We start from the raw sequence: 23662 nt of genomic DNA, 5'->3' as shown, positions 1-23662 counted from the left end.
CCCCGGCGGTCAGTCCGCGAGGCCGAGCACGTCGAGGGTCCAGGAGAGGACGAAAGCCTCTTCCTTCCAGGCGTCGTACCGGCCGCTGGGGCCCGCGTGACCGGCGCCCATCTCGGTCTTGAGCAGGTAGTCGCCGTCGGGGGCCACGGCGCGCAGCCGGGCGATCCACTTGGCCGGCTCGTGGAAGCCGACCCGGGTGTCGTTCAGGCTGGTCATGGCGAGGATCCGAGGGTACTGGAGCTTCGCGACGTTCTCGTACGGGCTGTAGGACTTCATGTACGCGTACACGTCGGCCGATTCGATCGGGTTGCCCCACTCCTCCCACTCGGTGACCGTGAGCGGCAGCGACGGGTCGAGGATGGTGTTGAGCGGGTCGGCGAACGGCACCTCGGCGACGATGCCGGCGAACTCCTCGGGGGCGAGATTGGCGATCGCGCCCATCAGCAGGCCACCGGCCGAACCGCCCCGGGCGACCAGCCGCTGAGGTGAGGTCCACCCTTCGCGTACGAGGGCCTGGGCACACGCCACGAAGTCGGTGAACGTGTTCATCTTGGCCAGCAGCTTGCCCTCCTCATACCACCGGCGGCCCATCTCGCCGCCGCCGCGCACGTGCGCGATGGCATAGACGACGCCACGGTCGAGCAGCGACAGGCGGGCGATCGAGAAGTACGGGTCGATGCTGGTCTCGTACGAGCCGTAGCCGTAGAGCAGCGCCGGGGCCGAGCCGTTGCGGGGGGTGTCCTTACGCGCGACGATCGAGATCGGCACCCTCGTGCCGTCCGGTGCCGTCGCCCACTCGCGGAACTGCTCGTAGTCGTCGGGCTCGTAGCCGCCGAGCACCGGCCGCTGCTTGCGCAGCACCATCGAGCGGGTCACCAGGTCGACGTCGTAGACCGAGTCGGGCGTGACCATCGAGGCGTAGCTGAGGCGGACGGTCGTGGTGTCGTACTCCGGGTTGCCGGCCAGCCCGACGTTGTAGATCGGCTCGGGGAACTCCATCTCGTACGAGTCGGTGCTGCCGTCGCCTATTACGCGCAGCCCGGTCAGGCCGTCGCGCCGCTGCGAGATCACGATGTGGCGGGCGAAGGCGTCCACCGACTCGAGGCGGGTGCCCGGCTCGTGCGGGATCAGGTCGACCCAGTCGCCGGGGGCGTCGGCCGACGTGTAGGCCAGCGCGAAGTCCTCGGCGTCACGGTTGTGCAGCACGAGGAAGCGGTGGCCGTGGTGCTCGATGGAGTACTCGACGCCGTGCTCGCGCGGGGCGATCACGATCCACTCCGCCTCGGGCGTCTCGGCCGGCAGCACGCGGACCTCGGAGGTGATCTTGCTCGAGGCCTCGATGACCAGGAATTTCTCGCTGCGGGTGAGGCCCACGCCGACCCAGAACCGCTCGTCCGGCTCCTCGAAGACCTTCACGTCGTCGGTCGCCGGGCGGCCGACTGTGTGGCGCCAGACGCGGTGCGGACGCCAGGCCTCGTCGACCGTGGTGTAGAACAGCGCGCTGCCGTCGGCCGACCAGGCGCTGCCGTACGACGTGTCGGGCACCTCGTCGGCGAGCACCTCACCGGTGCGCAGATCCTTGACGCGCAGGGTGAACCGCTCGTCGCCGGAGAAGTCGGTGGAGTAGGCGAGCCAGTTGCCGTCGACGCTCACGTCGAAGGTGCCCAGCGCGAAGAAGTCCTTGCCCTCGGCGAGCGCGTTGCCGTCGAGCAGCACCTGCTCGTCGGCCCGGTCGCCGGCGTCCTCGATCGACGGCGGGTCGGTCTCGCCGGGCCTGACCGGCACGCGGCAGGAGATGCCGTACTGCCGGCCCTCTTCCGTACGCGTGTAATACCAGTACTCACCCTTGCGGCTGGGCACGGACAGGTCGGTCTCGCGCGTCCGGCGCTTGATCTCGTTGAAGATCGTGTCGCGCAGCTCGCTCAGGTGCGCCGTCGCCCGGTCGGTGAAAGCGTTCTCGGCCTCGAGGTAGGAGACGGTCTGCGGGTTGTCCTTGTCGATCAGCCATTGATACTCGTCGGTGACGGTGTCGCCGTGGAAGGTGCGCTCATGGGTGCCCTGGTGAGCGGTGGGCGGCGGCGGGCTGTCGGCATGCGGATTCGTCACGGTCCCACGTTACCGGGCGGTCCGGTTTCCCCGACTTCTTTACTTCTTGCGGGCCGGACCGCGGTCATTCGAACACGTGTACGATATGCCAGAGTGGACGATCTTCAGCCGACGTGGGGATTCGGGACGTGAGTGATCAGGTGATCGATCAGGTGCTGAGCGCGCTTGTGGACATCTGCGGGCCCGACTATGCGCGCGTCGCCCGATCGATCGACACGGTCAACGGCCGCCGCGCGGGCTATGTCGCGGTGCCCGCCACGACCGCCGCCGTCGCCGACGTTCTGCGCCTGGCCGCCGCCCGCGAGCTCGGCGTCCTGGCCCGGGGCAGCGGTTCCAAGATCGATTGGGGCCGGCCGCGCGACCGCGTGGACGTGCTGATCGACAGCGGCCGGCTCAACGGTTTGTGGGATCACGACGTCGCCGGCGCCACGGTCGAGGTGGCCACCGGCACCCCGGTGCGCGCGTTGCAGGCCGCGCTCGCGTTGCAGGGCCAGCGGCTGCCGGTCGACCCGCCGTCGCGCACGGCCACTGTCGGCGGCATGCTCGCGGTCAACGAGTCGGGCCCCCTGCGCTACCGGTTCGGCACCCCGGCCGACCAGGTGACCAGCGTGACCTACGTGGACCGGGCCGGCGTGGCCGCCGAGTCCGACGGCGAGGACGGCCGACCCGGGCTGGCCGAGATCGACGGCGTGATCACCGCGGCCGCGCTCCGCCTGGAGCCGTTGCCTCCGGCCCGCCGCTGGGCCGGCATCGCGGTGCCCACTCCGTCGCAGCTGAGCAGGCTGGTCGCCGCGGCCGGTGAGTTCGAGCCCAGCGCCATCGAGACCGACCTGCCGGCCGGTGGCCGGGGCGGCACCCTGGCCGTGCTGTTCGAGGGTGGCGAGGCGGCGGCGGTCGATCAGGCTGAGCGGCTGGCCGCGGCGTGGGGCGCCGGGGCCGTGGTCACGCCGATCGCCCCACCGTGGTGGGGTGTCTATCCGTTCCGCCGCGACGATGTGGCGCTGCGGCTCTCGGTCTCCGCCGCCGATCTGCCCGCGGCGCTCTACGCGCTGGGCGACGCGGTCGGCGGAGCGGTGCCGGTGCGCGGGTCGGCCGGGCTCGGCAGCGTCCATGCCGTGCTGCCCGGCCGGGTGGCGCCCGAGCGGGTGACCACGATCATCGACAGCATGCAGCACGTGCTGCTGGCCCGGGGCGGCCGCGCCGCCGTCGTGTCAGCGCCACCCGAGCTGGCCCGTGAGGTCGAGATGGCGGGCCGATTCGAGTTCTTCTGACCGCCCGACAACCAGAGCCCAGCGCCCGCCGGCGTGCCTGCGTGGCGGTGCGGCAGCGTGTCTGCGTGCCGGCGGCGGTGCCTGTGTGGCGGTGCCGCGGCTTGCGTGGCGGTGCCGCGGTGCCTGCGTGGCGGTGCGGCTGCGGGGCTGTGGGGCTGTGGGGCCCCCGGGGTCAGCGCAGGACGGCGTAGCGGCGGTCGGCCGGGTGGCGCTCGGGCAGGGGCTCGTTGCCGACGGCGAAGGTCAGGTAGGCGAAACGGCCGATCTGCGCGGTGCCGGTGAGGGCCAGGTGCCGCGCGGTCAGGTGCCGGGGCAGCAGGGGAGCGCCGCCGCCCAGCACGACCGGCGCGATGCCGAGGATGATCTCGTCGAGCAGGCCCTGGTCGACGAACTGGCCGACCAGGTCGCCTCCGCCGACCAGCCAGACGTTCTTGCCCTTGGCGGCCACCAGCATCGCCTCGTGCACGCGCTTCACGTCACCGCTGACCATGAAGATGTTGGCGTCGGGAACCAGCGGCAGCTCGCGGTTGCCGAAGACCCAGCACGGGACGTCGCCGTACAGGTCGTGCCAGTTCTGCGGCTCGGCCATCACGTTGTCGTTCTCGAGCACCCACTCGTACGTGGTCGCGCCCATGGCGAACGCGCCGACGCCCGCGAAGAAGCCGCCGAACGGGTTCTCGTTGCCCCCGTCGACGTCGAAGAGCCACTCCAGCGAGTTGTTCTCGTCGGCGATATAGCCGTCGATGCTCGTCGCCGTGTAGTACTGAGTTTTCGCCATGACAAACACCATGCCACGAAATAGTCGGGCGAATGGGGCGATTCGGCGGTCAAGCGTCGTTGCGCAGGACCAGGATCGCGATGTCGTCCCGAGGCTCCTCGACCGAGAAGTTGATCGTGGTGGAGCGCAGACGGGCGGCCATCACCTCGGCCGGGTATCCGGCCAGCGGCCCGGCCGCGTCCTTCAGCCGGCCGGTGCCGAACAGCTCGCGCCCGCGGCGGCGCTCGGTCACCCCGTCGGTATAGAAGATCAGCGAGTCGCCGGGCTGCAGCCGCACCTCGACATCGGGTGAGGTGATCGACTCGAGCAGGCCGAGCGCGGTGCCACCCTCACCGACGAAGGACGTCTTGCCGTCCGCGTTGACCAGCACCGCGCGATCGTGGCCGGCCAGATGCAGGCAGACGGTCAGCACGTTGTCGGCCGCACGGGTCACCGAGGCCATGGCGAGCGTGCAGTAACGCCCGCCGCCGCGCTGGACCAGCGTCTTGTTGACCCGGCAGAGGATCTCGGTCATCGGCTTGCCGTCGTCGACCAGGATCCGGATGACATCGCGGACCAGGCCGGTCACCGTGGCCGCCTGCACGCCCTTGCCCGACACGTCGCCCACGACGACCACCCAGGTGTCCGGCGCCGAGGGCACGACGTCGTAGAAGTCGCCGCCCACCTCGGAGCCGGTCGGCACGTACTCCGCGGCGAAGCCGATGCCCTCGACCTTGGGCAGCGCCGGGGGCAGGAGCGAGGCCTGCAGCGTCCGGGCGACCTTGTGCCGCTCGTCGTGGATCCGGGCGTTGTCGATGGCCAGGGCGGCCCGGCGGGCGACATCCTCCAGCACGGCCACCTCGTCGGCGTCGTGCCGGATGCGGTGGTGGCGACCCACGGCGAGGGTGCCCAGGCGGGTGCCCCGGGCGACCAGCGGCACCGCGAAGCCCTCGCTCGGCGCGCCCAGCATCACCTGGGTGCCGAGGCGGGAGGCCTCCTCGAGCCGGGCGCAGATCGAGTCGGGCCCGGTCTCGGCCAGCGTCTCGTGCAGTTGCGGCAGCATCGACTCGTCGGCGTGGGTGGCCGCCGCGAGCTGCAGCCGGCCCCAGGCGTCGGTGGTGTGGACCGCGCACCACTGGCCCAGCCTCGGCACCACCAGTTGCGGGATCAGCGCCATCGTGAGGTTGACGTCGAGCGACTGGGCGAGCAGCTCGCTGGCCTCGGCCAGGAAGGTCAGCCAGGTCTGCCGGCGCAGGTCGGTGCGGCGCAGGCGGTCGTTCTCCAGATGCAGCGAGAAGCGCTCGGCGACCAGCGTGGCCAGCGGCTGAGCGTACCCGGTGGGTGAGGCGTCCAGCTCGAGCTCGCCCGAATAGGGCCGCTGCACCGACAGCGGGACCCGGATCGTGTCGGCGTCGTCGCGCGGCGCCCGGCCGTAGCGGGCCAGCAGCTGGCGGCCGCCGCCGTCGCCGCGGTCGAGGCGGATCACCCCGCCGGCCGCGCCGGTCAGCCGGGCCAGCTGGGCGAGCAGGTCGGCGGCGAACTCGGCCACCCCCTCCTCGGACGTCCGCTCGGGCGTGACCTGCAACAGCGTGGAGAGCGCGCCGACGCTCGGGGTCCCCGTCTCGGGGGCGTTGACCGTGGCCGGCACGACGGCCGAGACCTCGGTGCCGGGCCCGCGCTCGAGCCGGAACCAGACGCCCTTGCCGGTGCCCTCGTGGACCGTGCCCCAGCGGCTCGCGAAGTGGTCGACCAGCAGCAGGCCCCGCCCGCGCTCGGCAACCTCGCCGATGTCGACGCTCTCGTTGCGCGGGCCGACCGCGAGCTGCTCGACCGGGCCCGGCGCGAAGTCGGTGACCGTCACGGTGAGCCCGGTCGTGTTGGCCTGCACCTCGATGTCGAGCTCGGTGTTGGCGTGCACGACCGCGTTGGTCGACAGCTCCGTCGTCAGCAGCAACGCCTCGTTGAGCAGGGTGTCGAGCCCGGCCTCCTCGAGGACGGAGCGCACCAGAGCGCGGGCCGCCGCGGGTGTGCGCCGGTCGTTGGGCAGCCGGACTCGCCGGAGCAGCCCACCCGGCGGGGTGTCCGAGATCGCATCGGCCTCCACTGACACGCATGCATCCTCTCCTGCCGACCGGCCTCTGCACAAAGTCGTGTCTCGCATTGACCCGGTCGGGCGAGAGAGGATAGGGGGCCCACCAAGGATGGACAGCGAGTGAGGACAGCATGACCGCGGCCAAAGAAGCCAGCGTCGGCATGCCCGACGACACCGCAGTGCTCGGTGAACTCGCCGAGGCCCTGCGGCGCGTCCGCCGTGGCGACCTGAAGGTGCGGCTTCCCCGCCGCAGCGGGTTGCCCGGCGAGGTCGCCGATGCGTTCAACGAGGTGGTGTCGCTGCAGGAGCGGCAAAATCTCGACCTGAGGCGGATCAGCCGGATCGTCGGCCGCGACGGCCGGCTGACCGAGCGACTCGACGACGAGGGTCTCGACGGGGCCTGGGCCGACAGCGTGCGATCGGTCAACGCGCTCATCGACGATCTCGGCCGCCCCACGACGGAGATCTCCCGCGTCATCGTGGCCGTCGCCGAGGGTGACCTCTCCCAGCACATGGCGCTCGAGATGGACGGGCGACCCCTGCGGGGTGAATTCCTGCGGATCGGCCGCACGGTCAACACGATGGTCGACCAGTTGTCGTCGTTCGCCGACGAGGTGACCCGGGTGGCCCGCGAGGTGGGCACCGAGGGCGAGCTGGGCGGCCAGGCCGACGTACGCGGAGTGGCCGGCACCTGGAAGGACCTGACCGACTCGGTCAACACGATGGCGTCGAACCTGACCCACCAGGTGCGGTCGATCTCGCAGGTCGCCACCGCGATGGCCCGGGGTGACCTGTCGCAGAAGATCACGGTGTCCGCCCGCGGCGAGGTCGCCGAGCTGTCCGACACGATGAACGGCCTGACCGACACGCTGCGCCTGTTCGCCGAGCAGGTGACCCGGGTGGCCCGCGAGGTGGGCACCGAGGGCAAGCTGGGCGGCCAGGCCGAGGTGCCCAACGTCGCCGGCACCTGGAAGGATCTCACCGACTCGGTCAACTCGATGGCCTCCAACCTGACCAGCCAGGTGCGCAACATCGCCCAGGTCTCGACGGCGGTGGCCAAGGGTGACCTGTCGCAGAAGATCACGGTGGCCGCGCAGGGCGAGATCCTGGAGCTCAAGGACACGGTCAACACGATGGTCGACCAGCTGTCGTCGTTCGCCGACGAGGTGACCCGGGTGGCCCGCGAGGTGGGCACCGAGGGCCAGCTGGGCGGTCAGGCCCAGGTCCGTGGCGTCTCCGGCACCTGGCGCGACCTGACCGAGAACGTGAACCAGCTGGCCGCCAACCTCACCGCTCAGGTGCGCAACATCGCCCAGGTCTCGACGGCGGTGGCCAAGGGTGACCTGTCGCAGAAGATCACGGTCGACGCCCAGGGCGAGATCCTGGAGCTGAAATCGACCGTGAACACGATGGTCGACCAGTTGTCGTCGTTCGCCGACGAGGTGACCCGGGTGGCCCGCGAGGTGGGCTCGGAGGGCAAGCTCGGCGGTCAGGCGCAGGTCAAGGGTGTCTCGGGCACCTGGCGCGACCTGACCGACAACGTGAACTACATGGCCTCCAACCTGACGAGCCAGGTGCGCAACATCTCGTCGGTGACCACGGCGGTGGCCAAGGGTGACCTGTCGCAAAAGATCACGGTCGACGCCCGGGGCGAGATCCTGGAGCTGAAATCGACGGTCAACACGATGGTCGACCAGTTGTCGTCGTTCGCCGACGAGGTGACCCGGGTGGCCCGCGAGGTGGGCTCGGAGGGCAAGCTCGGCGGTCAGGCGCAGGTCCGCGGTGTGGCCGGCACGTGGCGCGACCTCACCGACAACGTGAACTCGATGGCGTCGAACCTGACCGGTCAGGTCCGCAACATCGCCCAGGTCTCGACGGCGGTGGCCAAGGGTGACCTGTCGCAGAAGATCACGGTCGACGCCCAGGGCGAGATCCTCGAGCTCAAGAACACCGTGAACACGATGGTCGACCAGTTGTCGTCGTTCGCCGACGAGGTGACCCGGGTGGCCCGCGAGGTGGGCTCGGAGGGCAAGCTCGGCGGTCAGGCCCAGGTCCGCGGCGTGGCCGGCACCTGGCGCGACCTCACCGACAACGTCAACTACATGGCCTCCAACCTGACGGCCCAGGTCCGCAACATCGCCTCGGTGACCACGGCCGTGGCCAAGGGCGACCTGTCGCAGAAAATCACGGTCGACGCGCGCGGCGAGATCCTGGAGCTCAAGGACACCGTCAATACGATGGTCGACCAGCTCTCCAGCTTCGCCACCGAGGTCACCCGGGTCGGCCGCGAGGTCGGCGTCGAGGGCAAGCTGGGTGGTCAGGCCCAGGTCAAGGGCGTTTCCGGTACGTGGCAGGACCTGACCGACAACGTCAACCAGCTGGCGTCGACGCTGACGATCCAGCTGCGCGCGATTGCCGAGGTGTCCACGGCCGTGACCCGCGGCGACCTGACCCAGAGCATCGCGGTCGAGGCGCAGGGCGAGGTCGCCGAGCTCAAGGACAACATCAACCAGATGATCGTCACGCTCCGCGAGACGACCAAGGCCAACGCCGAGCAGGGCTGGCTCGACTCCAACCTGGCCCGGATCGGCGGTCTGCTGCAGGGCCAGCGGGATCTCGGCGAGGTCTGCCGCATGATCATGACCGAGGTGACCCCGCTGGTCGACGCCCAGCTGGGCGCGTTCTTCCTGGTCGACAACGAGCAGGCGGTCATGCGGCTGCGCCTGGCCGCCTCGTACGGCTATGTCGCCCGCAACCACGAGGTCACCTTCGGCCCCGGCGAGGGCCTGGTCGGTCAGGCCGCCGTCTCGCGCCGCACGATCCGGGTGCGGGCCACCCACGACGGCATCCTGACCATGCGCTCCGGCCTCATGTCGATGCCGCCCAACGACCTGGTCGTGCTGCCGGTGCTGTTCGAGGGCGAGATGCTCGGCGTGATCGAGTTCGCCTCGGTGGCCACCTTCTCGGGGCTGCACCTGACGTTCCTCGAGCGGCTCGTGTCCACCATCGGCGTCGCCCTCAACACCATTCAGGCCAACCGGCGTACGGAGGAGTTGCTCTCCCAGTCGCAGCGGCTGGCCCGCGAGATGCAGGACCAGTCGGCCGAGCTGCAGCGGACCAACGCCGAGCTGGAGGACAAGGCCCAGCTGCTCAGCGAGCAGAAGGCCAACATCGAGACCAAGAACCGCGAGATCGAGCAGGCCCGGCGCGGCCTGGAGGAGAAGGCGCAGCAGCTCAGCCGGGCCAGTGCCTACAAGTCGGAGTTCCTCGCCAACATGAGCCACGAGCTGCGCACCCCGCTCAACTCGCTGCTGCTGCTGGCCCGGCTGCTCGCCGACAATCCCGAGACCAACCTGACCGACAAGCAGATCGAGTTCGCGCGCACCATCTTCAGCGCCGGCACCGACCTGCTCTCGCTGATCGACGACATCCTCGACCTGGCCAAGATCGAGGCCGGCCGGATGGATGTCGAGCCCGACGAGGTCGACTTCGAAGGCGTCCGCAGCTATGTCGAGCAGGCCTTCGCGCCGCAGGCCAACGAGAAGGGCCTGGAGTTCCGGGTCTGGCTCCAGCCGGGTCTGCCCGAGTCGATCCTCACCGACACCCAGCGGCTCCACCAGATCCTGCGCAACATGCTGTCCAACGCGGTCAAGTTCACCGACAACGGCTCGGTGACGCTGAGCATCTTCGGCGCCCCGCCCGAGACCGACTTCGACGTGCCCGCGCTGGTCGCGGCCCGGCAGGTGATCGCCTTCGCGGTGACCGACACCGGCATCGGCATCAACGACGAGAAGCTGGCCATCATCTTCGAGCCGTTCCAGCAGGCCGACGGCACGACCACCCGGAAATACGGCGGCACCGGCCTGGGCCTGTCGATCAGCCGCGACCTGGCCGCCCTGCTCGGCGGCACGATCGTGGTCTCGTCCCGGCCCGGTGAGGGTTCGACGTTCACGCTCTACATGCCGGACGCGCTGAGCGCCGAGGCGATCCCGCCGCTGAGCCTGCCCACGCTGCCGTCGGCCACGGTGGTGGTGCAGCCCGCGCCGGCGCCGATCGACATCCCGCTCATGGAGCTGCCGGTCATGCACCAGCGGGCCGAGCTGGAGGGTCACGTGGTCAGCCCGGCCAGCCGCCAGCTCGACGGCGCGACCGTGCTGATCGTCGACGACGACGTGCGCAACGTCTTCGCACTGACCAGCGCGCTCGAGATGCACGGGCTCAACGTGCTCTACTCCGACAACGGGGTCGACGGCGTCCGCCTGCTGGCCGAGCACCCCGAGGTCGACATCGTGCTGATGGACGCGATGATGCCCGACCAGGACGGTTACGAGACCACCCGGGGTATCCGGCGCAACCAGCGCTTCCAGGATCTGCCGGTAGTGTTTCTGACGGCCAAGGCGATGCCCGGCGACCGGGAGTCCGCGCTGGCCGCCGGGGCCAGCGACTACATCACCAAGCCCGTCGACCTCGACGAGCTGATCGAGCTGATGGCCCGCTGGGTGAACGCCGACAAGGCGATCGAGCCGGACCTCGACTGACGAGGCTCACGGAGAGGATGGGGTGTGGCTGAGCGCGCGAAGGCCCTGCTGGTCGACGACCGCAAGGACAACCTGCTGGCGCTGGAGGCGATCCTGCAGGGCCTGCCGGTGATCCCGGTGGCCGTCGAGAGTGGCGAGGCCGCCCTCAAGCAGCTGCTCACCGACGATTTCGCGGTGATCCTGCTCGACGCGCAGATGCCCAACATGGACGGCTTCGAGACGGCCGGCCACATCAAGCGGCGCGAGCGCACCCGGCACGTGCCCATCCTGTTCCTCACCGCCGCCGACCGCGACGCCCAGCTGGCACTGCGGGGCTACGCGGTCGGCGCGGTGGACTATCTGACCAAGCCGTTCGACCCGTGGGTGCTGCGGGCCAAGGTCTCGATCTTTGTCGAGCTGTGGACCAAGACCCAGCAGCTCAAGGCTCAGGCCGAGGCGTCCCGCGAGCGCGAGTCGCAGTGGCAGCGCCTGACCGAGACGGTCGACGAGGCGGCCCGGGTGCTCCGCGGCGGCGGCGATGACGCCGCCGCCGAAGCGCTCGCCCTCTTGGAAAAGGCCCGCTGGGGCAATTAGACGTTCGCGTACGGGGTGAGGGCCTCCGACAGGTATTGCCGGAGCACCGGCTTCGGGCGCGCGCCGACGAGTCGTTGCGTCACCACGCCGCCCTGGAAGATCAGCAGGGTGGGCAGCGACATGATCCGGTGCGCGCGGGCGGTCCCGGGGTTCGCGTCGGCGTCGAGCGTGGCGATGATCAACCGGCCGGCGAATTCGGGCTGGATCTCGGCCAGCGTGCGCGCCATCGGCCCGCACGGCGGGCACCACTCGGCCCAGACGTCGACGGCGACCGGGATCCCGGCCTCGCTGATGAAGGCGGCGATGGTGGTATCGGTCAGGGCGGGCAGATCTGTGTGCGGCATGGCGACTCCCGGAGTGCGACGGCCTCGTCCAACTGGGCGCGCAGCTGGTGCCGGATGTCGGTGAGCTGCCCGAGATAGCCGTCCACTTCGGCCAGCTTGCGGCGCAGCACCAGCACCGAGTCGGGACAGACGTGACCCGATTCGTTCCCGGCTCGCAGACACGCGACGAAGGGCCGGATGTCCTCGATGCCGAAACCGGCCGCGAGCAGCGACCGGATCTCGCGCACCACGCGCAGCTCGGCGTCGTCGTACTGGCGGTAGCCGTTGGCATCCCGGCCGGCCCGCACGAGACCCTGCTCCTCGTAGTACCGCAGCGTCCGCGTGCTCGTCCCGGCTCGCGTCGCCAGCTCCCCGATCAACATCTCGCTGTCCTTCGGTGGTCCAGCCCCTCGTCGTCACCCGACGCTAGGCCTTGACACCGGCGTCAAGGCAACCCCGCGAACGCCTCAGGCAGTGCTGCTGATCATCAAGGCGCTGCGCAGCCCGGTGATATCGAGCACTCGCAGCAGGAAGTCGCCGACGTTGGTCAGCGACAGGACAGAACGGGCATGTTGGGCCTTGCGGCTGAGCACGACGAGGGTGCCGAGACCCTGCGAATCGCAGAAGGTGACGCCGGCCATGTCGAGCACCATGCGGGCCGGCGGCTCGGTCAGCGTCTCGTTGACCAGCGTCGACAGGTTCGCGACCGTGAGCACGTCGATCTCCCCGGCGAGGTGGAAGATGACCTCGTCGGGTGCGTGCTCAACCGTGATCGACAGCTCGGGTCGTTCCACCGGGTCAGCCTATCGCCTGTGCGCTTGTTCGGCCCGTCGGGCGCGACCAGACCGGGGCGTTCCCGACATCGAAGCATCGCGTCATCGGTCATCCTCGGGTGATGTGAGGAACCCTCTTGAGATTCTTGTCGGACCGCGCTGACACAATGGGAGCCGCTGTGACCACCTCATACCGCCCGGAGGGCCTCCCCTACCCGGAGGACGCCCCGGCATCCCAGGCCCTTTTCGACCGCGCCCAGGCTGTTGTGCCCGGCGGGGTCAATTCACCCGTGCGTGCGTTCCGAGCGGTCGGTGGCACGCCCCGTTTCATGGCCCACGGCTCCGGTCCGTGGCTGACCGACGCCGACGGCCGCCGCTATGTCGACCTGGTCTGCTCGTGGGGTCCGCTGATCCACGGTCACGCGCACCCCGAGGTCATCGCGGCGATCCAGTCGGCCGCGGCCCGCGGCACCAGCTTCGGCACCCCGACGGCGGGCGAGGTCGACCTGGCCGAGGAGATCGTCCGCCGGACCCCGGTCGACGAGGTCCGGTTGGTCAACTCGGGCACCGAGGCCACCATGTCGGCGATCCGCCTGGCGCGCGGGTTCACCGGTCGCTCCAAGATCGTGAAGTTCGCCGGCTGCTATCACGGACACGTCGACGCGCTGCTGGCCGCGGCCGGCTCGGGCGTCGCCACGCTCGGCCTGCCCGACTCACCCGGCGTCACCGGGGCCGCCGCGAGCGAGACGATCGTGCTGCCCTACAACGACGTCGCCGCCGTCGAGGAGGCGTTCCGCGCCGAGGGCGCCGAGATCGCCGCGATCATCACCGAGGCCGCGGCCGGCAACATGGGCGTCGTCGCCCCGCGCGACGGCTTCAACCAGCGGCTGGCCGAGATCGCCCACGCGGCCGGCGCCCTCCTGATCGTCGACGAGGTGATGACCGGTTTCCGGGTCTCGGCCGGCGGCTGGGCCGGGCTCGACCCGGTCGACGCCGACCTGTTCACGTTCGGCAAGGTGATGGGCGGTGGCCTGCCCGCGGCGGCGTTCGGCGGCCGTCGCGAGATCATGTCGCGGCTCGCCCCGGCCGGCCCGGTCTATCAGGCCGGCACCCTCTCGGGTAACCCGCTGGCCTGCGCGGCCGGGCTCGCCTCGCTGCGGCTGGCCGACGAGGCGGCCTACAAGCGGCTCGACGAGCTGTCGGCGACCGTCGGCGCGCTGGCGGCCGACGCGCTCACCACCGCGGGGGTCCCGCACCGGCTGTCGTTCGCCGGAAACATGTTCTCGATCTTCTTCACGGCCGGCGAGGTGGTCGACTACGAGTCGGCCCGGACGCAGGACGTGGGCGCGTTCAAGGCGTTCTTCCACGCGATGCTGGCGCGCGGCGTCTACCTGCCGCCGAGCGCCTTCGAGTCCTGGTTCGTCTCGACCGCGATCGACGAGGAAGCGCTGGAACAGATCGCCGCTGCCGTGCCTCATGCGGCACGGGCAGCGGCTGCGGGGGGAGTTCAGTGACGGAGCCGACCAGGACCACCGTGCACGTGATGCGGCACGGCGAGGTCTTCAACCCCAACAAGGTCCTGTACGGCCGGTTGCCCGACTTCCATCTGTCGGAGCTCGGTAAGCAGATGGCCGTGGCCGCGGCCGAGTCGCTGGCCAAGCGCGACGTCACGTACGTGGTGGCCAGCCCGCTCGACCGTGCGCAGGAGACCGCCGTCCCGATCGCCGCCGAGTTCGACCTCGAGATCGCCAGCGACACCCGGCTGATCGAGAGCTCGAACTACTTCGAGGGCAAGAAGGTCTCGGTCGGCGACGGCGCGCTCACCAACCCGCGGCACTGGTGGGTGCTGCGCGACCCGATCACCCCGTCCTGGGGCGAGGCCTACCTGATCATCGCGCAGCGCATGTTCGCCGCGGTGCAGGCCGCCCGGGTGGCCGCCGAGGGCCACGAGGCCGTGTGCGTGTCCCACCAGCTTCCGATCTGGACGCTGCGGCGCTATATAGAGAAGAAGCGTCTGTGGCACGACCCGCGCCGCCGCGAGTGCGCACTGGCCAGCATCACGTCGTTCCGGTTCGAGGACTCCAAGGTCGTCGGCATCGACTACGCCGAGCCCGCCGCCCACCTGGTGGCCCTTTCCGCGACAGCCAAGACCGCCAAGGGAGCCTGACCATGCACCGCCTCGCCGCCGTTCTGGCCACCGCCGTGATCACGGCCGGTGTCCTGGCCGGGTGCGGCGGCGAGGACAACTGGGCCAAGAAGTGCTCCACCGCCAACGGCGTCGTGGAGTGCGCCCCCGACCAGCGCACACCGGTCAAGCCGGTCAGCGGCGAGCTGCTCGACGGCGGTGCCTACGACCTGAGCCAGGACAAGGGCAAGGTCGTGGTGGTCAACTTCTGGGGCTCCTGGTGCGCGCCCTGCCGGGCTGAGGCCGACGACCTGGAGAACACGTTCCAGGCGACGAAGGACAAGGGCGTCACGTTCCTCGGGGTCAACTCGCGGGACGACAAGGACGCGGCCCGCGAGTTCGAGCGCGGCCGGGTCACCTACCCGAGCCTCTACGACTTCGACGGCAAAGTCGGTCTGCAGTTCGACGTGACCCAGATGAGCACGCCGGCCACGCTGATCATCGACCGGCAGGGCCGGATCGCTGTCGCTCTGCGGCAGGCCACGACCGAGACGCAGCTCAAGCCACTCGTGGAGAGGGTGGCCGCGGAGGGGAACGGCTGATGGGTGACAGCTTCGCCGGGATCGCCGGCACCGGCCCGCTGCTGCTGGCGATCGGCGTCGCCGCGCTGGCCGGCCTGGTCAGCATCCTGTCGCCGTGCGTCCTGCCGCTGCTGCCGGGTTACCTCTCCTACGTGACCGGCCTGGCCGGCTCCGACCTCGACTCGTCCTCGTCGCCGCCGGGGTCCGGGACGGCCGCCTCGTCCGGGACCGTCCAGACCCTCACCAAGCCGCAGGTGGCCGGGAAGGGCCGGGTGCTCGCCGGCACCAGCCTGTTCGTGCTCGGCTTCACGGTCGTCTTCACGCTGATCACGACGGCCGTCGCCAACCTGACCTTCCTCGTACGCCATCAGGACGTGCTCAACATCGTCCTCGGCCTCCTGATCATCGTGCTCGGCGTGGCCTACCTGGGCTGGATCCCGGGGCTGCAGCGCGAGGCCCGCTTCACCAGGCTTCCGGCGGCCGGGCTGCTCGGGGCGCCGGTCTTCGGGGCACTCTTCGCGTTCTCCTGGATCCCGTGCGTGGGCCCGACGCTGGGCGCGGTCATGCTGCTCGCCTCGACCACCGGGCAGACCAGCCGGGCGGTGATCCTCGCGGTGGCGTACAGCTTGGGTCTGGGAATTCCGTTCGTGCTGTTCGGACTGTTCTTCCGCAAGCTGCTCGGGGTCTTCCGCGCGGTCCGCCGCAACAGTCGCTGGGTCACCCGGGTCGGCGGTGTGCTGCTCATCCTGGTCGGGCTGACGCTGGTCACCGGCGGCTGGGACCACTTCCTGGTGTGGCTAAAGGTCACCTTTGATTTCGGCGGGACCCTGCTGTGACTGTCATCGAGGAGCGCCCGGCTCCGCCCGCCGCCCCGCCGCCGCGGCCCACCAACCGGCTCTGGGCCCTGCTGCGCAACTCGTGGCGGCAGCTCACCAGCATGCGTACGGCTCTGGTCCTGCTCTTCCTGCTGGCCATCGCGGCCATCCCGGGCTCGGTCTTCCCGCAACGCGGGGTCAACGCCGAGCGGGTGACGCAGTATTACCAGGCGCACCCCGACCTGGCGCCGTGGCTGGAGCGCCTCGGTGGCTTCGAGGTGTATGCCTCGCCCTGGTTCGCGTCGATCTACCTGCTGCTCTTCACGTCGCTGATCGGCTGTGTCGTGCCCCGGCTGATCGACCACGTGCGCGCTCTGCGGATGGCTCCGCCCGAAGCCCCGAAACGTCTGGAGCGGCTGCCCGAGCACGCCGAGCTCGTCCGCGCGGGTGAGCCGGCCGAGGTCGCCGCAAGCGTGGCCCGGGACCTGCGCCGCCGCCGGTTCCGCACCAAGGTGCGCGAGGGCGAGGACGGCAACTGGACGGTCGCGGCCGAGAAGGGCTACCTCAAGGAGACCGGCAACCTGCTCTTCCACTTCGCCCTGCTGTCGGTGCTCATCGGCGTGGGGTTCGGGCACTGGTACGGCTGGCACGCCAACCGGCTGCTGGTCGGCGGCACCGACCAGGGCTTCTGCAACACGCTCACGCAGTACGACGACTCCACGCTCGGCCCCCGCGTGCAGCCGGCCGACCTGCCCAACTTCTGCCTCAAGCTGACCGACTTCGACGCCACCTTCCAGAGCACCGGCCAGCCCAAGACCTTCCTGGCCACGGTGCAGGTGACCCGGGACAACGGCCCGGCTCGGACCCGCGAGTTCACGGTGAACGACCCGCTGCGGCTCGGCGACGCCAACGTCTACCTGATCGGCCACGGATACGCCCCGGTCCTCAAATACACCGACCGCTTCGGTGTCTCGCAGACCAAGGTCGTCCCGTTCCTGCCGATCGACGCCATGCAGACCAGCGAGGGTGTCGCCCAGTTCCCGGATGTCAACATCGACCCCAAGACCGACAAACGAGACCCGGCCCTGCAGATGGGCTTCGAGGGCCGATACCTGCCCACCGCGCCCACCGACGGCCGCGCCACCTCGGCCTACCCGGCCGAGAACAACCCGATGCTGTATCTGACGGCCTACCGCGGCGACCTGGGCCTCGATGTCGGCACGCCCGGCTCGGTCTACTCGCTCGACCAGGAGCAGCTCGCATCGGGTGACCTCGAGAACGTCAGCGGCACCCGGCCGCACGCGCTGAAGCTCGGCGACACCTGGAAGCTGGACGACGGCACCAAGCTCGAGTTCGTCGGCACTCGGCCGTTCGCCACCCTCTCCGTCCGGTACGACCCCACCCAGGGCCTGCTGCTCGTGGGCGCGGTGCTCGGACTGATCGGGCTGATGCTGTCGCTGAGCGGGCATCGGCGCCGGGTGTGGTTCCGGGTGCGGGCAAACAGCGACCTGGCCGGTTCGCCGGATGCGTCCGGCGGTACGTTGGTGACGGCCGGTGGCCTGCCGCGCACCGACTATCCCGGCTTCACAGACGAGTTCACAACCGTGGTGAAGGCCGCCGAGGAAGGGACACCCTGATGGCGGAGTTGTCGAACCAGTTGATGGCGGCGGCCGTCCTGGCCTACCTGATCGCGATGGTCTGTTACGCGGGGGAGTACGCGTTCGGCAAGCGCAGCCGAGTCGGTCGCGCCGCCCTGCGACCCGCCCAGGCCAAGCAGCTCGTGGGCGCCGGCGGTCCCGTCCCCGATGACGTCGTGCCCGACGACGTCGTGGTGGAGGAGCCGGTCAAGCGGGGCCGCGGTGAGCTGGTCGGGATGATCGCGGTCGGCATCAACGTGCTGGCCGTCCTGTTGCACCTCGGTGGTCTGGTCACGCGCGGGGTCGCGGCCGACCGGATGCCGTGGGGCAACATGTACGAGTACATCCTGTCGACCACGTTCATCGCGTCGGCCGTCTGGATCGGCGTCGTGCTGGCCCGCCCGGCCGTGCGGCACCTGGGGCTGTTCGCCTCGCTGGCGCTGGTCGTCATGCTCGGCGCGGCCACGATGATCGCGTACACCCCGGTCGGCCCACTGGTGCCGGCGCTCAACTCGTACTGGTTCGTCATCCACGTGTCGACGATCATCATCGGCTCCGGCATCTTCCTGATCGGTGCCGTGCCGGCCGTGATGTACCTGATCCGTAACGGGTACGAAGAGGGCAAGCGCTCGTTCCCCTACACGCTGGGCAAGCACGTTCCGGCCGCCGTGGCGCTCGAGCGGCTGACGTTCCGCCTGCACGCCTTCGCCTTCCCGCTGTTCACCTTCGGCGCGCTGATCGCCGGCCCGATCTGGGCCGAGGCCTCCTGGGGCCGTTATTGGGGCTGGGACCCCAAGGAGGTCTGGGCGTTCATCTCCTGGGTCGTCTACGCCGGTTATCTGCACGCCCGGGCCACGCCCAGCGTGAAGCGCACGGTGGCGACCTGGATCGCGCTGCTCGGCTTCGTGACCATGCTGATGAACCTGTTCGGCGTCAACCTGTTCTTCGAGGGCCTGCACTCGTACGCCAACGCCGGTTAGCCCTTGCAGTCGCCGGCCGTCCAGGTGTCGTAACGGGTCAGCCAGTCCAGGCAGAACCCGCCGTTGAGCCGGCGCTGGGCCGGATCGGTGCCGGTCAGCGTGGGCACGTCCTCGCGCCACTGACGCGACTGCCCGCCGTCTCCGGGGCGCAGCCGCACGTTGTCGACCAGCACCGGGGGCACGTCGATGAGGCCCGGCTTCCCGGCGTCGACGTGCACCTCGACGTACTGCTCGACGGTCGCGACCGGTCCGAGCGGCAGCAGCTGGGCAGTGAGCAGATTCCACCGGTCGCCCCACCACAGCCAGGCGCTCCACACACCGCTCGGGTCGGAGTGCACGTCGAGCCAGAGCTTGTCGCCCGGCCGCAGCGTGTACTGGCTGTAGAACTGCCAGGTCTTGGTGTTGGTGTTGAAGGTGTAGATCTGCTGCCGGCCGGGCCCGGCCCAGCCCGTCTCGGCCCAGCCGGCCTCCAGCCAGGCGATGCTGCCGCGGCCCAGGTTGCGCTTGACCATGAAGCGGCCGGCCACGAAGTCGTACGAGCGGGGCCGCACCGAGCCGTCCACCACCGACATGCGGCCGGACACCCCGGCCCACTCACCGCCCGTGTTGGCGCCCAGGTGGTGGTAGCCGCTCGGGGTGAAACCGCGCTCGCCGCGGCGGGCCAGACGGGCCCCCGACTCGAGAATGTGACCTGCGGCACGACATGCGCCCGGAGCGGCCGGGCCGGCGGGGGCGGTGGGCGCCCGCTGCGAGGCCCGGGCGGGCGGGCAGACCGGCAGCCGTCCGGCTTCGGTCGCCTGCGGATATCGATCTTGACCTGCGGAAACGGCCGGACTCGGGCCGAGGAGGGCGGCAGCCAGTCCGGCCATCGCGCACCACAGCGCCACTTTGCGGACCTTCACCTGCACCTCGCCGAAAGTTGCGAACAATCGACCACTCAACGCGAAACGGACAGCACGAGTGACGGTGATCGCCCGCGCGCGGAACTGTCAGGGGGGTGAGCGAGACTGGATGGCATGGCGCCTCGTGGATTTCCCTATCAAGATCTCCAGAGCTTTCTCGCCGCCCTCGAGACGGCCGGTGAACTGCGGCGGGTGACCGTCCCGGTCGACCCGACGCTGGAGGTCAGCGAGGTGGTGACCCGCACCGTGCGGGCCGGCGGCCCGGCCCTGCTGTTCGAGCGGCCCACCCGCGGCTCGATGCCCCTGGCGATCAACCTCTTCGGCACCGAGAAGCGGATGGCCATGGCCCTCGGGGTCGAAAATCTCGACGAGGTGGGCGACCGCATCGGGGGGATGATCAAGCCGGAGCTCCCGGTCGGCTGGTCCGGCATCCGCGAGGGCATCGGCAAGGTGCTCCAGCTCAAGTCGCTGCCGCCCCGCAAGGTCAAGAGCGCACCCTGCCAGGAGGTCGTGCTCAAAGGTGACGAGGTCGATCTCGGCCTGCTGCCCGGTCTGCAGATCTGGCCCGGCGACGGCGGCATCTACCACAACTTCGGGCTCACCCACACCAAGCACCCCGAGACGGGCAAGCGCAACCTCGGCCTCTACCGCCTGCAGCAGCACTCGAAGAACACGCTGGGCATGCACTGGCAGATCCACAAGGACTCGACGGCCCACCACGCGGTGGCCGAGCGGCTCGGTCAGCGCCTGCCGGTGGCCATCGCGATCGGCTGCGACCCGGTGGTCAGCTATTCCGCGAGCGCCCCGCTGCCGTCCGACATCGACGAATACCTGTTCGCGGGCTTCCTGCGCGGCGAGCGGGTCGAGATGGTCGACTGCCTGACCGTCCCGCTCCAGGTGCCGGCCGAGGCCCAGATCATCCTCGAGGGTTATCTCGAGCCCGGCGAGCGCCTGCCCGAGGGGCCGTTCGGCGACCACACCGGCTTCTACACCCCGGTCGAGCCCTTCCCGGTGCTGCACATCGAGTGCATGACCATGCGTAAGAAGCCGATCTACCACTCGATCATCACGTCGCAGCCGCCGCAGGAGGACCACGGCCTCGGCAAGGCCACCGAGCGCATCTTCCGGCCGCTGCTCAAGATGATGATCCCCGACATCGTCGACTACGACCTGCCGTCGGCCGGCGTCTTCCACAACTGCGCGATCGTCTCGATCCGCAAGCGGTACCCCAAGCACGCGCAGAAGGTCATGAACGCGATCTGGGGCGCCCACTCGATGGCCTTCACCAAGCTGATCGTGATCGTCGACGAGGACTGCAACGTCCACGACTACAACGAGGTGGCCTTCCGCGCGCTCGGCAACGTCGACTACGGCCGCGACCTGCTGCTCACCGAGGGCCCCGTCGACCACCTCGACCACGCGTCCTACCAGCAGTTCTGGGGCGGTAAGGCGGGCATCGACGCCACCCGTAAGCTGCCTGGCGAGGGCTACTCACGAGGCTGGCCCGAGGAGATGGCGATGTCCCCCGAGGTGATCAGCCTGGTGGAGAAGCGCTGGAAGGAGTACGGCTTATGACGGCGGTCGCGGCGGTTGGAGAGAAACCGGGCAAGGTCAAGGCGTTCCTGCGCCTGGTCGCCATCGAGCACTCGGTCTTCGCGCTGCCGTTCGCCTATCTTTCCGCCGCGGTCGCGCTCGACCGGCTCGATTCGGGTGTCCACTGGGTCGATCTGCTGCTGATCACCATCGCCATGGTGTCCGGGCGCACCTTCGCGATGGCGGCCAACCGCATCCTCGACCGCAAGATCGACGCGCTCAACCCGCGGACGCGGAACCGGGAGCTGGTCACCGGCGCGGTCTCGCCGCGGACGGCCTGGACCGGCGCCGCCGTCTCCCTGGTCGTGATGGCCGTCGCCGCCGGGCTGCTCAACTGGCTCTGCCTGGTGCTGTTCCCGCTGGCCGTCATCCCGCTGGTCGTCTATCCGTACGCCAAGCGGTTCACCGACTTCCCGCACTACGTGCTGGCGCTGGCCCAGGCCGTCGCACCCGTCGGCGCCTGGCTGGGGATCACCGGCACGTTCGACGGCTCCGGTCCGGCCTGGCTGCTGGGCCTGGCGGTGGGCCTGTGGATCGGCGGCTTCGACATCATCTACGCCTGCCAGGACGTCGAGGTCGACCGCCGGATCGGTGTGCATTCCACCCCGGCCCGCTTCGGGGTCCGCATGGCGCTGCACATCTCCACCGTGACCCACGTCGTGACGTTCGCGCTGTTCGTGTGGTTCGGCCAGGTGGCCGGCCTCGGCTGGCTGTGGTGGATCGGCCTGGCCCTGACCGCGGTCGCCTTCGTCTACCAGCACATCGTCGTGACGCCGACCGACCTGTCGAAGGTCAACCGGGCCTTCTTCACGGCCAACGGATTCGTCGGCATCGCCCTGTTCGTCTTCGCCCTCCTCGACCTGCTCCTGCTGTAACCGTTCGGTCGTCGACGTCCGTCTAACCCCCGTGAGCGACACCGAGGCCGAGTTCCGCGAGTTCGTCGGCACGCAGATGGAGGCGCTGCGGGGGCTCGCCTACCTGACGTGCGGCGACTGGCAGGTGGCGGAAGACGCTGTCCTCGCGGCTCTGGCCCGCCTCTACGGAAAGTGGGGGCGGGTCGACAACCCGGAGGCGTACGCCCGGACCGCCGTGGTGCGGGCGGCGATCGACGAGACACGAAGACCCTGGTGGCGTCGCGAGCAGTCCCACGGCGACGCCCTACCGGACCGCCCGGCACCTGACGCGATCACCTCGGTCGACGATCGGGTGCATTTACGCCGGGCCTTGTTACAGGTCCCGGTCAAGCATCGAGCGGTGTTGGTGCTGCGCTTTCTCGAAGGCTTGAGCGTGCCGCAGACGGCAGCCGCGCTGCGGTGCCCCGAGGGCACGGTGAAGGCATTCACTTCCCGTGGTCTGGAGGCGCTCCGCGCCATCCTGGGCGTCGAGATCCGCACCGAGGAGCGCGTGGAGGCCCATCATGAAGCTGTCTGAGCTGCTCGAAGCGGCTCGCGCCGAGCCACCGGCGGCGCACTTCACGGTCGACGACATCGTCGCCGCGGGGCGCCGGCGGAAGCGGAGACGAACGTCCGGTTGGGTCGTGATGGCGGTGCTGGCATTGTTCGTCGCGGTCGGTGTGCCGCAAGTCGTCGCTCGATACTCCAGGACCCCGGCCGACGTCGAGCTGCCGGCTTTCCCCCGCGGGACGAAGCCCTTCGATCTGATCTTCTCCGGTTACCTGAGCGGCGACCTGCGCGTGGGTGATCCGGACTGGGTGAGCGTCAACAACCAGACCACGTACATCGGGCGAAAGGTGATCGGCGTCAGAGCCCCCGCCTACCGGTCGGCCGGCAAGCTCGCCCTTTATCGCCCCGGCTTCAAGCCGAAACGGCTTTGGCAGACCGGCGGCATCACGCCCACGGAGCAGATCGGCGGCGGCAAGGCCTTCTTCGCCCGGCCGGCGACCCCGGACGACACCCGGACGGACAACCGGGCCGACAGCATGCTCGTCTGGGAGTACGCCAAGGGTGCGCTGGCCGTCGTGACCTCTTACGGCGGCCTCAGCCGGCCCGAGATGGTGCGGCTGGCCACAGCGTTCAAGTTGACCAAGCCGCGACCGGCCTTGCAGGCCTACGCCCTCTCCTGGGTGCCACCCGGCCTGCGCCTGGTTGCCGTGGAAGCGGGCCGGAGGGGCATGCCGACGTCGGTATTCGTTCCTCGGGCGAAAAGCGCTGATTTCACCATCGATCCTCGCGTGGACCAGGCCACAGTCACGACCGGTTCCTGGAGTGTGCCCCTCCGGGACTCCGCGGGAAACGTGGTCGACTACGGCTATCCCATGGCCGTGGCAAACCCGGGCTACACCCCGATCCCGCCCGGTGGCGCCGTGGTCGGCATCTATCTGGCTCGGATGGCCGGTTCCCGTCCGACTCCGAAGTGCGAACTGGTCGTTCCCGGCCAGGAGAAGTACGGAACAGAGTGCGAGGCCGCTCCCGAGGGCGACGGCTTCCTGGTCGCTCGGGGCAGTCCGGCCCTGCCTCTGGCTCAGCTCAAGCGGATGGCCGGGTCGGGTCGCATCACCGGCGCCGACAGCAAACCCGGCACCTGGGAGACCACCCGGGAGTCGTTTCCCACTTCGGCCTGGGTGCAGCGGGACTAG

General features: G+C 69.9%; 20 protein-coding genes. 13 read left to right on the top strand and 7 right to left on the bottom strand.

All coding sequences use genetic code 11. The features are described from left to right. Positions 1–9 precede the first annotated feature (9 nt). Positions 10–2106, bottom strand: coding sequence for a S9 family peptidase (locus NAG42_RS08560; protein ID WP_250029266.1), 2097 nt, complete (start codon positions 2104–2106; stop codon positions 10–12). 128 nt (positions 2107–2234) lie between these two features. Between NAG42_RS08560 and NAG42_RS08555 the strand changes: the two genes are divergently transcribed. After that, the gene (locus NAG42_RS08555; RefSeq protein ID WP_250029265.1) at positions 2235–3377 is read left to right on the top strand and encodes an FAD-binding oxidoreductase; all 1143 of its coding nucleotides are present in this window, start codon (positions 2235–2237) and stop codon (positions 3375–3377) included. Between the two features lie 172 nt (positions 3378–3549). On the opposite strand, the gene NAG42_RS08550 is transcribed toward NAG42_RS08555, so the two are convergent. Both NAG42_RS08550 and NAG42_RS08545 read right to left on the bottom strand, forming a co-directional pair. Further along, positions 3550–4155, bottom strand: coding sequence for a dihydrofolate reductase family protein (locus tag NAG42_RS08550; protein ID WP_250029264.1), 606 nt, complete (start codon positions 4153–4155; stop codon positions 3550–3552). A 49-nt stretch (positions 4156–4204) separates the two neighbouring features. Next, positions 4205–6295 (bottom strand): SpoIIE family protein phosphatase, encoded by a 2091-nt coding sequence (locus NAG42_RS08545; RefSeq protein ID WP_250029263.1) that lies wholly within the window; start codon positions 6293–6295, stop codon positions 4205–4207. Positions 6296–6357: 62 nt separating this feature from the next. Here NAG42_RS08545 and NAG42_RS08540 point away from each other — a divergent pair, with 62 nt between their 5' ends. Then, positions 6358–10764, top strand: coding sequence for a HAMP domain-containing protein (locus NAG42_RS08540; protein WP_250029262.1), 4407 nt, complete (start codon positions 6358–6360; stop codon positions 10762–10764). 24 nt (positions 10765–10788) lie between these two features. After that, a complete protein-coding gene (locus NAG42_RS08535) occupies positions 10789–11337 on the top strand; it encodes a response regulator (RefSeq protein ID WP_250029261.1) in 549 nt (182 codons plus the stop codon). Here NAG42_RS08535 and NAG42_RS08530 read toward each other — a convergent pair. The 3 genes from NAG42_RS08530 to NAG42_RS08520 all read right to left on the bottom strand — a co-directional run bounded on the left by NAG42_RS08530 (position 11334) and on the right by NAG42_RS08520 (position 12454). Further along, positions 11334–11681, bottom strand: coding sequence for a thioredoxin family protein (locus NAG42_RS08530; RefSeq protein ID WP_250029260.1), 348 nt, complete (start codon positions 11679–11681; stop codon positions 11334–11336). The two genes, NAG42_RS08535 and NAG42_RS08530, sit on opposite strands and share 4 nt — an antisense overlap. Next, positions 11654–12043 (bottom strand): MerR family transcriptional regulator, encoded by a 390-nt coding sequence (locus NAG42_RS08525; protein ID WP_250029259.1) that lies wholly within the window; start codon positions 12041–12043, stop codon positions 11654–11656. The genes NAG42_RS08530 and NAG42_RS08525 overlap by 28 nt, the downstream gene beginning before the upstream one ends. An 84-nt stretch (positions 12044–12127) precedes the next feature. Then, positions 12128–12454: an STAS domain-containing protein gene (locus NAG42_RS08520; protein ID WP_250029258.1), complete on the bottom strand. Its 327-nt coding sequence runs from the start codon at positions 12452–12454 to the stop codon at positions 12128–12130. Between the two features lie 146 nt (positions 12455–12600). On the opposite strand from NAG42_RS08520, the gene hemL reads away from it, so the two are divergent. Genes hemL through ccsB form a run of 6 tightly spaced genes read left to right on the top strand, consistent with a single transcriptional unit; the run spans position 12601 to position 18571 of the window. Next, complete coding sequence (gene hemL / locus NAG42_RS08515; protein ID WP_250029257.1) at positions 12601–13947, top strand: glutamate-1-semialdehyde 2,1-aminomutase; 1347 nt, start codon at positions 12601–12603, stop codon at positions 13945–13947. 29 nt (positions 13948–13976) lie between these two features. After that, on the top strand, positions 13977–14600 hold the full coding sequence (locus tag NAG42_RS08510; RefSeq protein WP_250029347.1) for a histidine phosphatase family protein: 624 nt from the start codon (positions 13977–13979) through the stop codon (positions 14598–14600). After that, positions 14597–15160, top strand: coding sequence for a TlpA disulfide reductase family protein (locus NAG42_RS08505; RefSeq protein WP_438872382.1), 564 nt, complete (start codon positions 14597–14599; stop codon positions 15158–15160). The genes NAG42_RS08510 and NAG42_RS08505 overlap by 4 nt, the downstream gene beginning before the upstream one ends. Next, positions 15160–15975: a cytochrome c biogenesis CcdA family protein gene (locus tag NAG42_RS08500; protein ID WP_250029255.1), complete on the top strand. Its 816-nt coding sequence runs from the start codon at positions 15160–15162 to the stop codon at positions 15973–15975. Before NAG42_RS08505 ends, NAG42_RS08500 begins: the two co-directional genes overlap by 1 nt. Next, positions 15972–17591, top strand: coding sequence for a cytochrome c biogenesis protein ResB (gene resB, locus NAG42_RS08495; RefSeq protein WP_250029254.1), 1620 nt, complete (start codon positions 15972–15974; stop codon positions 17589–17591). The genes NAG42_RS08500 and resB overlap by 4 nt, the downstream gene beginning before the upstream one ends. Next, positions 17591–18571 carry a c-type cytochrome biogenesis protein CcsB gene (ccsB, locus tag NAG42_RS08490; RefSeq protein ID WP_250029253.1) on the top strand — a complete coding sequence of 327 codons (981 nt, stop codon included), beginning with the start codon at positions 17591–17593 and terminating at the stop codon, positions 18569–18571. Before resB ends, ccsB begins: the two co-directional genes overlap by 1 nt. On the opposite strand, the gene NAG42_RS08485 is transcribed toward ccsB, so the two are convergent. Continuing rightward, positions 18568–19500 (bottom strand): hypothetical protein, encoded by a 933-nt coding sequence (locus NAG42_RS08485; RefSeq protein WP_250029252.1) that lies wholly within the window; start codon positions 19498–19500, stop codon positions 18568–18570. The two genes, ccsB and NAG42_RS08485, sit on opposite strands and share 4 nt — an antisense overlap. Positions 19501–19587: 87 nt before the next feature. On the opposite strand from NAG42_RS08485, the gene NAG42_RS08480 reads away from it, so the two are divergent. The 4 genes from NAG42_RS08480 to NAG42_RS08465 are packed head-to-tail and all read left to right on the top strand — an operon-like array spanning position 19588 to position 23662. Further along, on the top strand, positions 19588–21048 hold the full coding sequence (locus NAG42_RS08480) for a menaquinone biosynthesis decarboxylase (protein WP_250029251.1): 1461 nt from the start codon (positions 19588–19590) through the stop codon (positions 21046–21048). Further along, entirely contained in the window at positions 21045–21941 is an 897-nt protein-coding gene (gene mqnP, locus NAG42_RS08475; RefSeq protein WP_250029250.1) for a menaquinone biosynthesis prenyltransferase MqnP, read from the top strand. The genes NAG42_RS08480 and mqnP overlap by 4 nt, the downstream gene beginning before the upstream one ends. A 31-nt stretch (positions 21942–21972) precedes the next feature. Next, positions 21973–22497: a SigE family RNA polymerase sigma factor gene (locus tag NAG42_RS08470; protein ID WP_250029249.1), complete on the top strand. Its 525-nt coding sequence runs from the start codon at positions 21973–21975 to the stop codon at positions 22495–22497. Next, positions 22484–23662 (top strand): hypothetical protein, encoded by a 1179-nt coding sequence (locus NAG42_RS08465; RefSeq protein ID WP_250029248.1) that lies wholly within the window; start codon positions 22484–22486, stop codon positions 23660–23662. Before NAG42_RS08470 ends, NAG42_RS08465 begins: the two co-directional genes overlap by 14 nt.

Origin of the sequence: Paractinoplanes maris (assembly GCF_023544465.1) — a bacterium.
GTDB classification, from domain to species: Bacteria; Actinomycetota; Actinomycetes; order Mycobacteriales; family Micromonosporaceae; genus Actinoplanes; species Actinoplanes maris.
The sequence above is the reverse complement of the archived record's forward strand: the minus strand, read 5'-3'. Positions and strand labels throughout refer to the sequence as shown.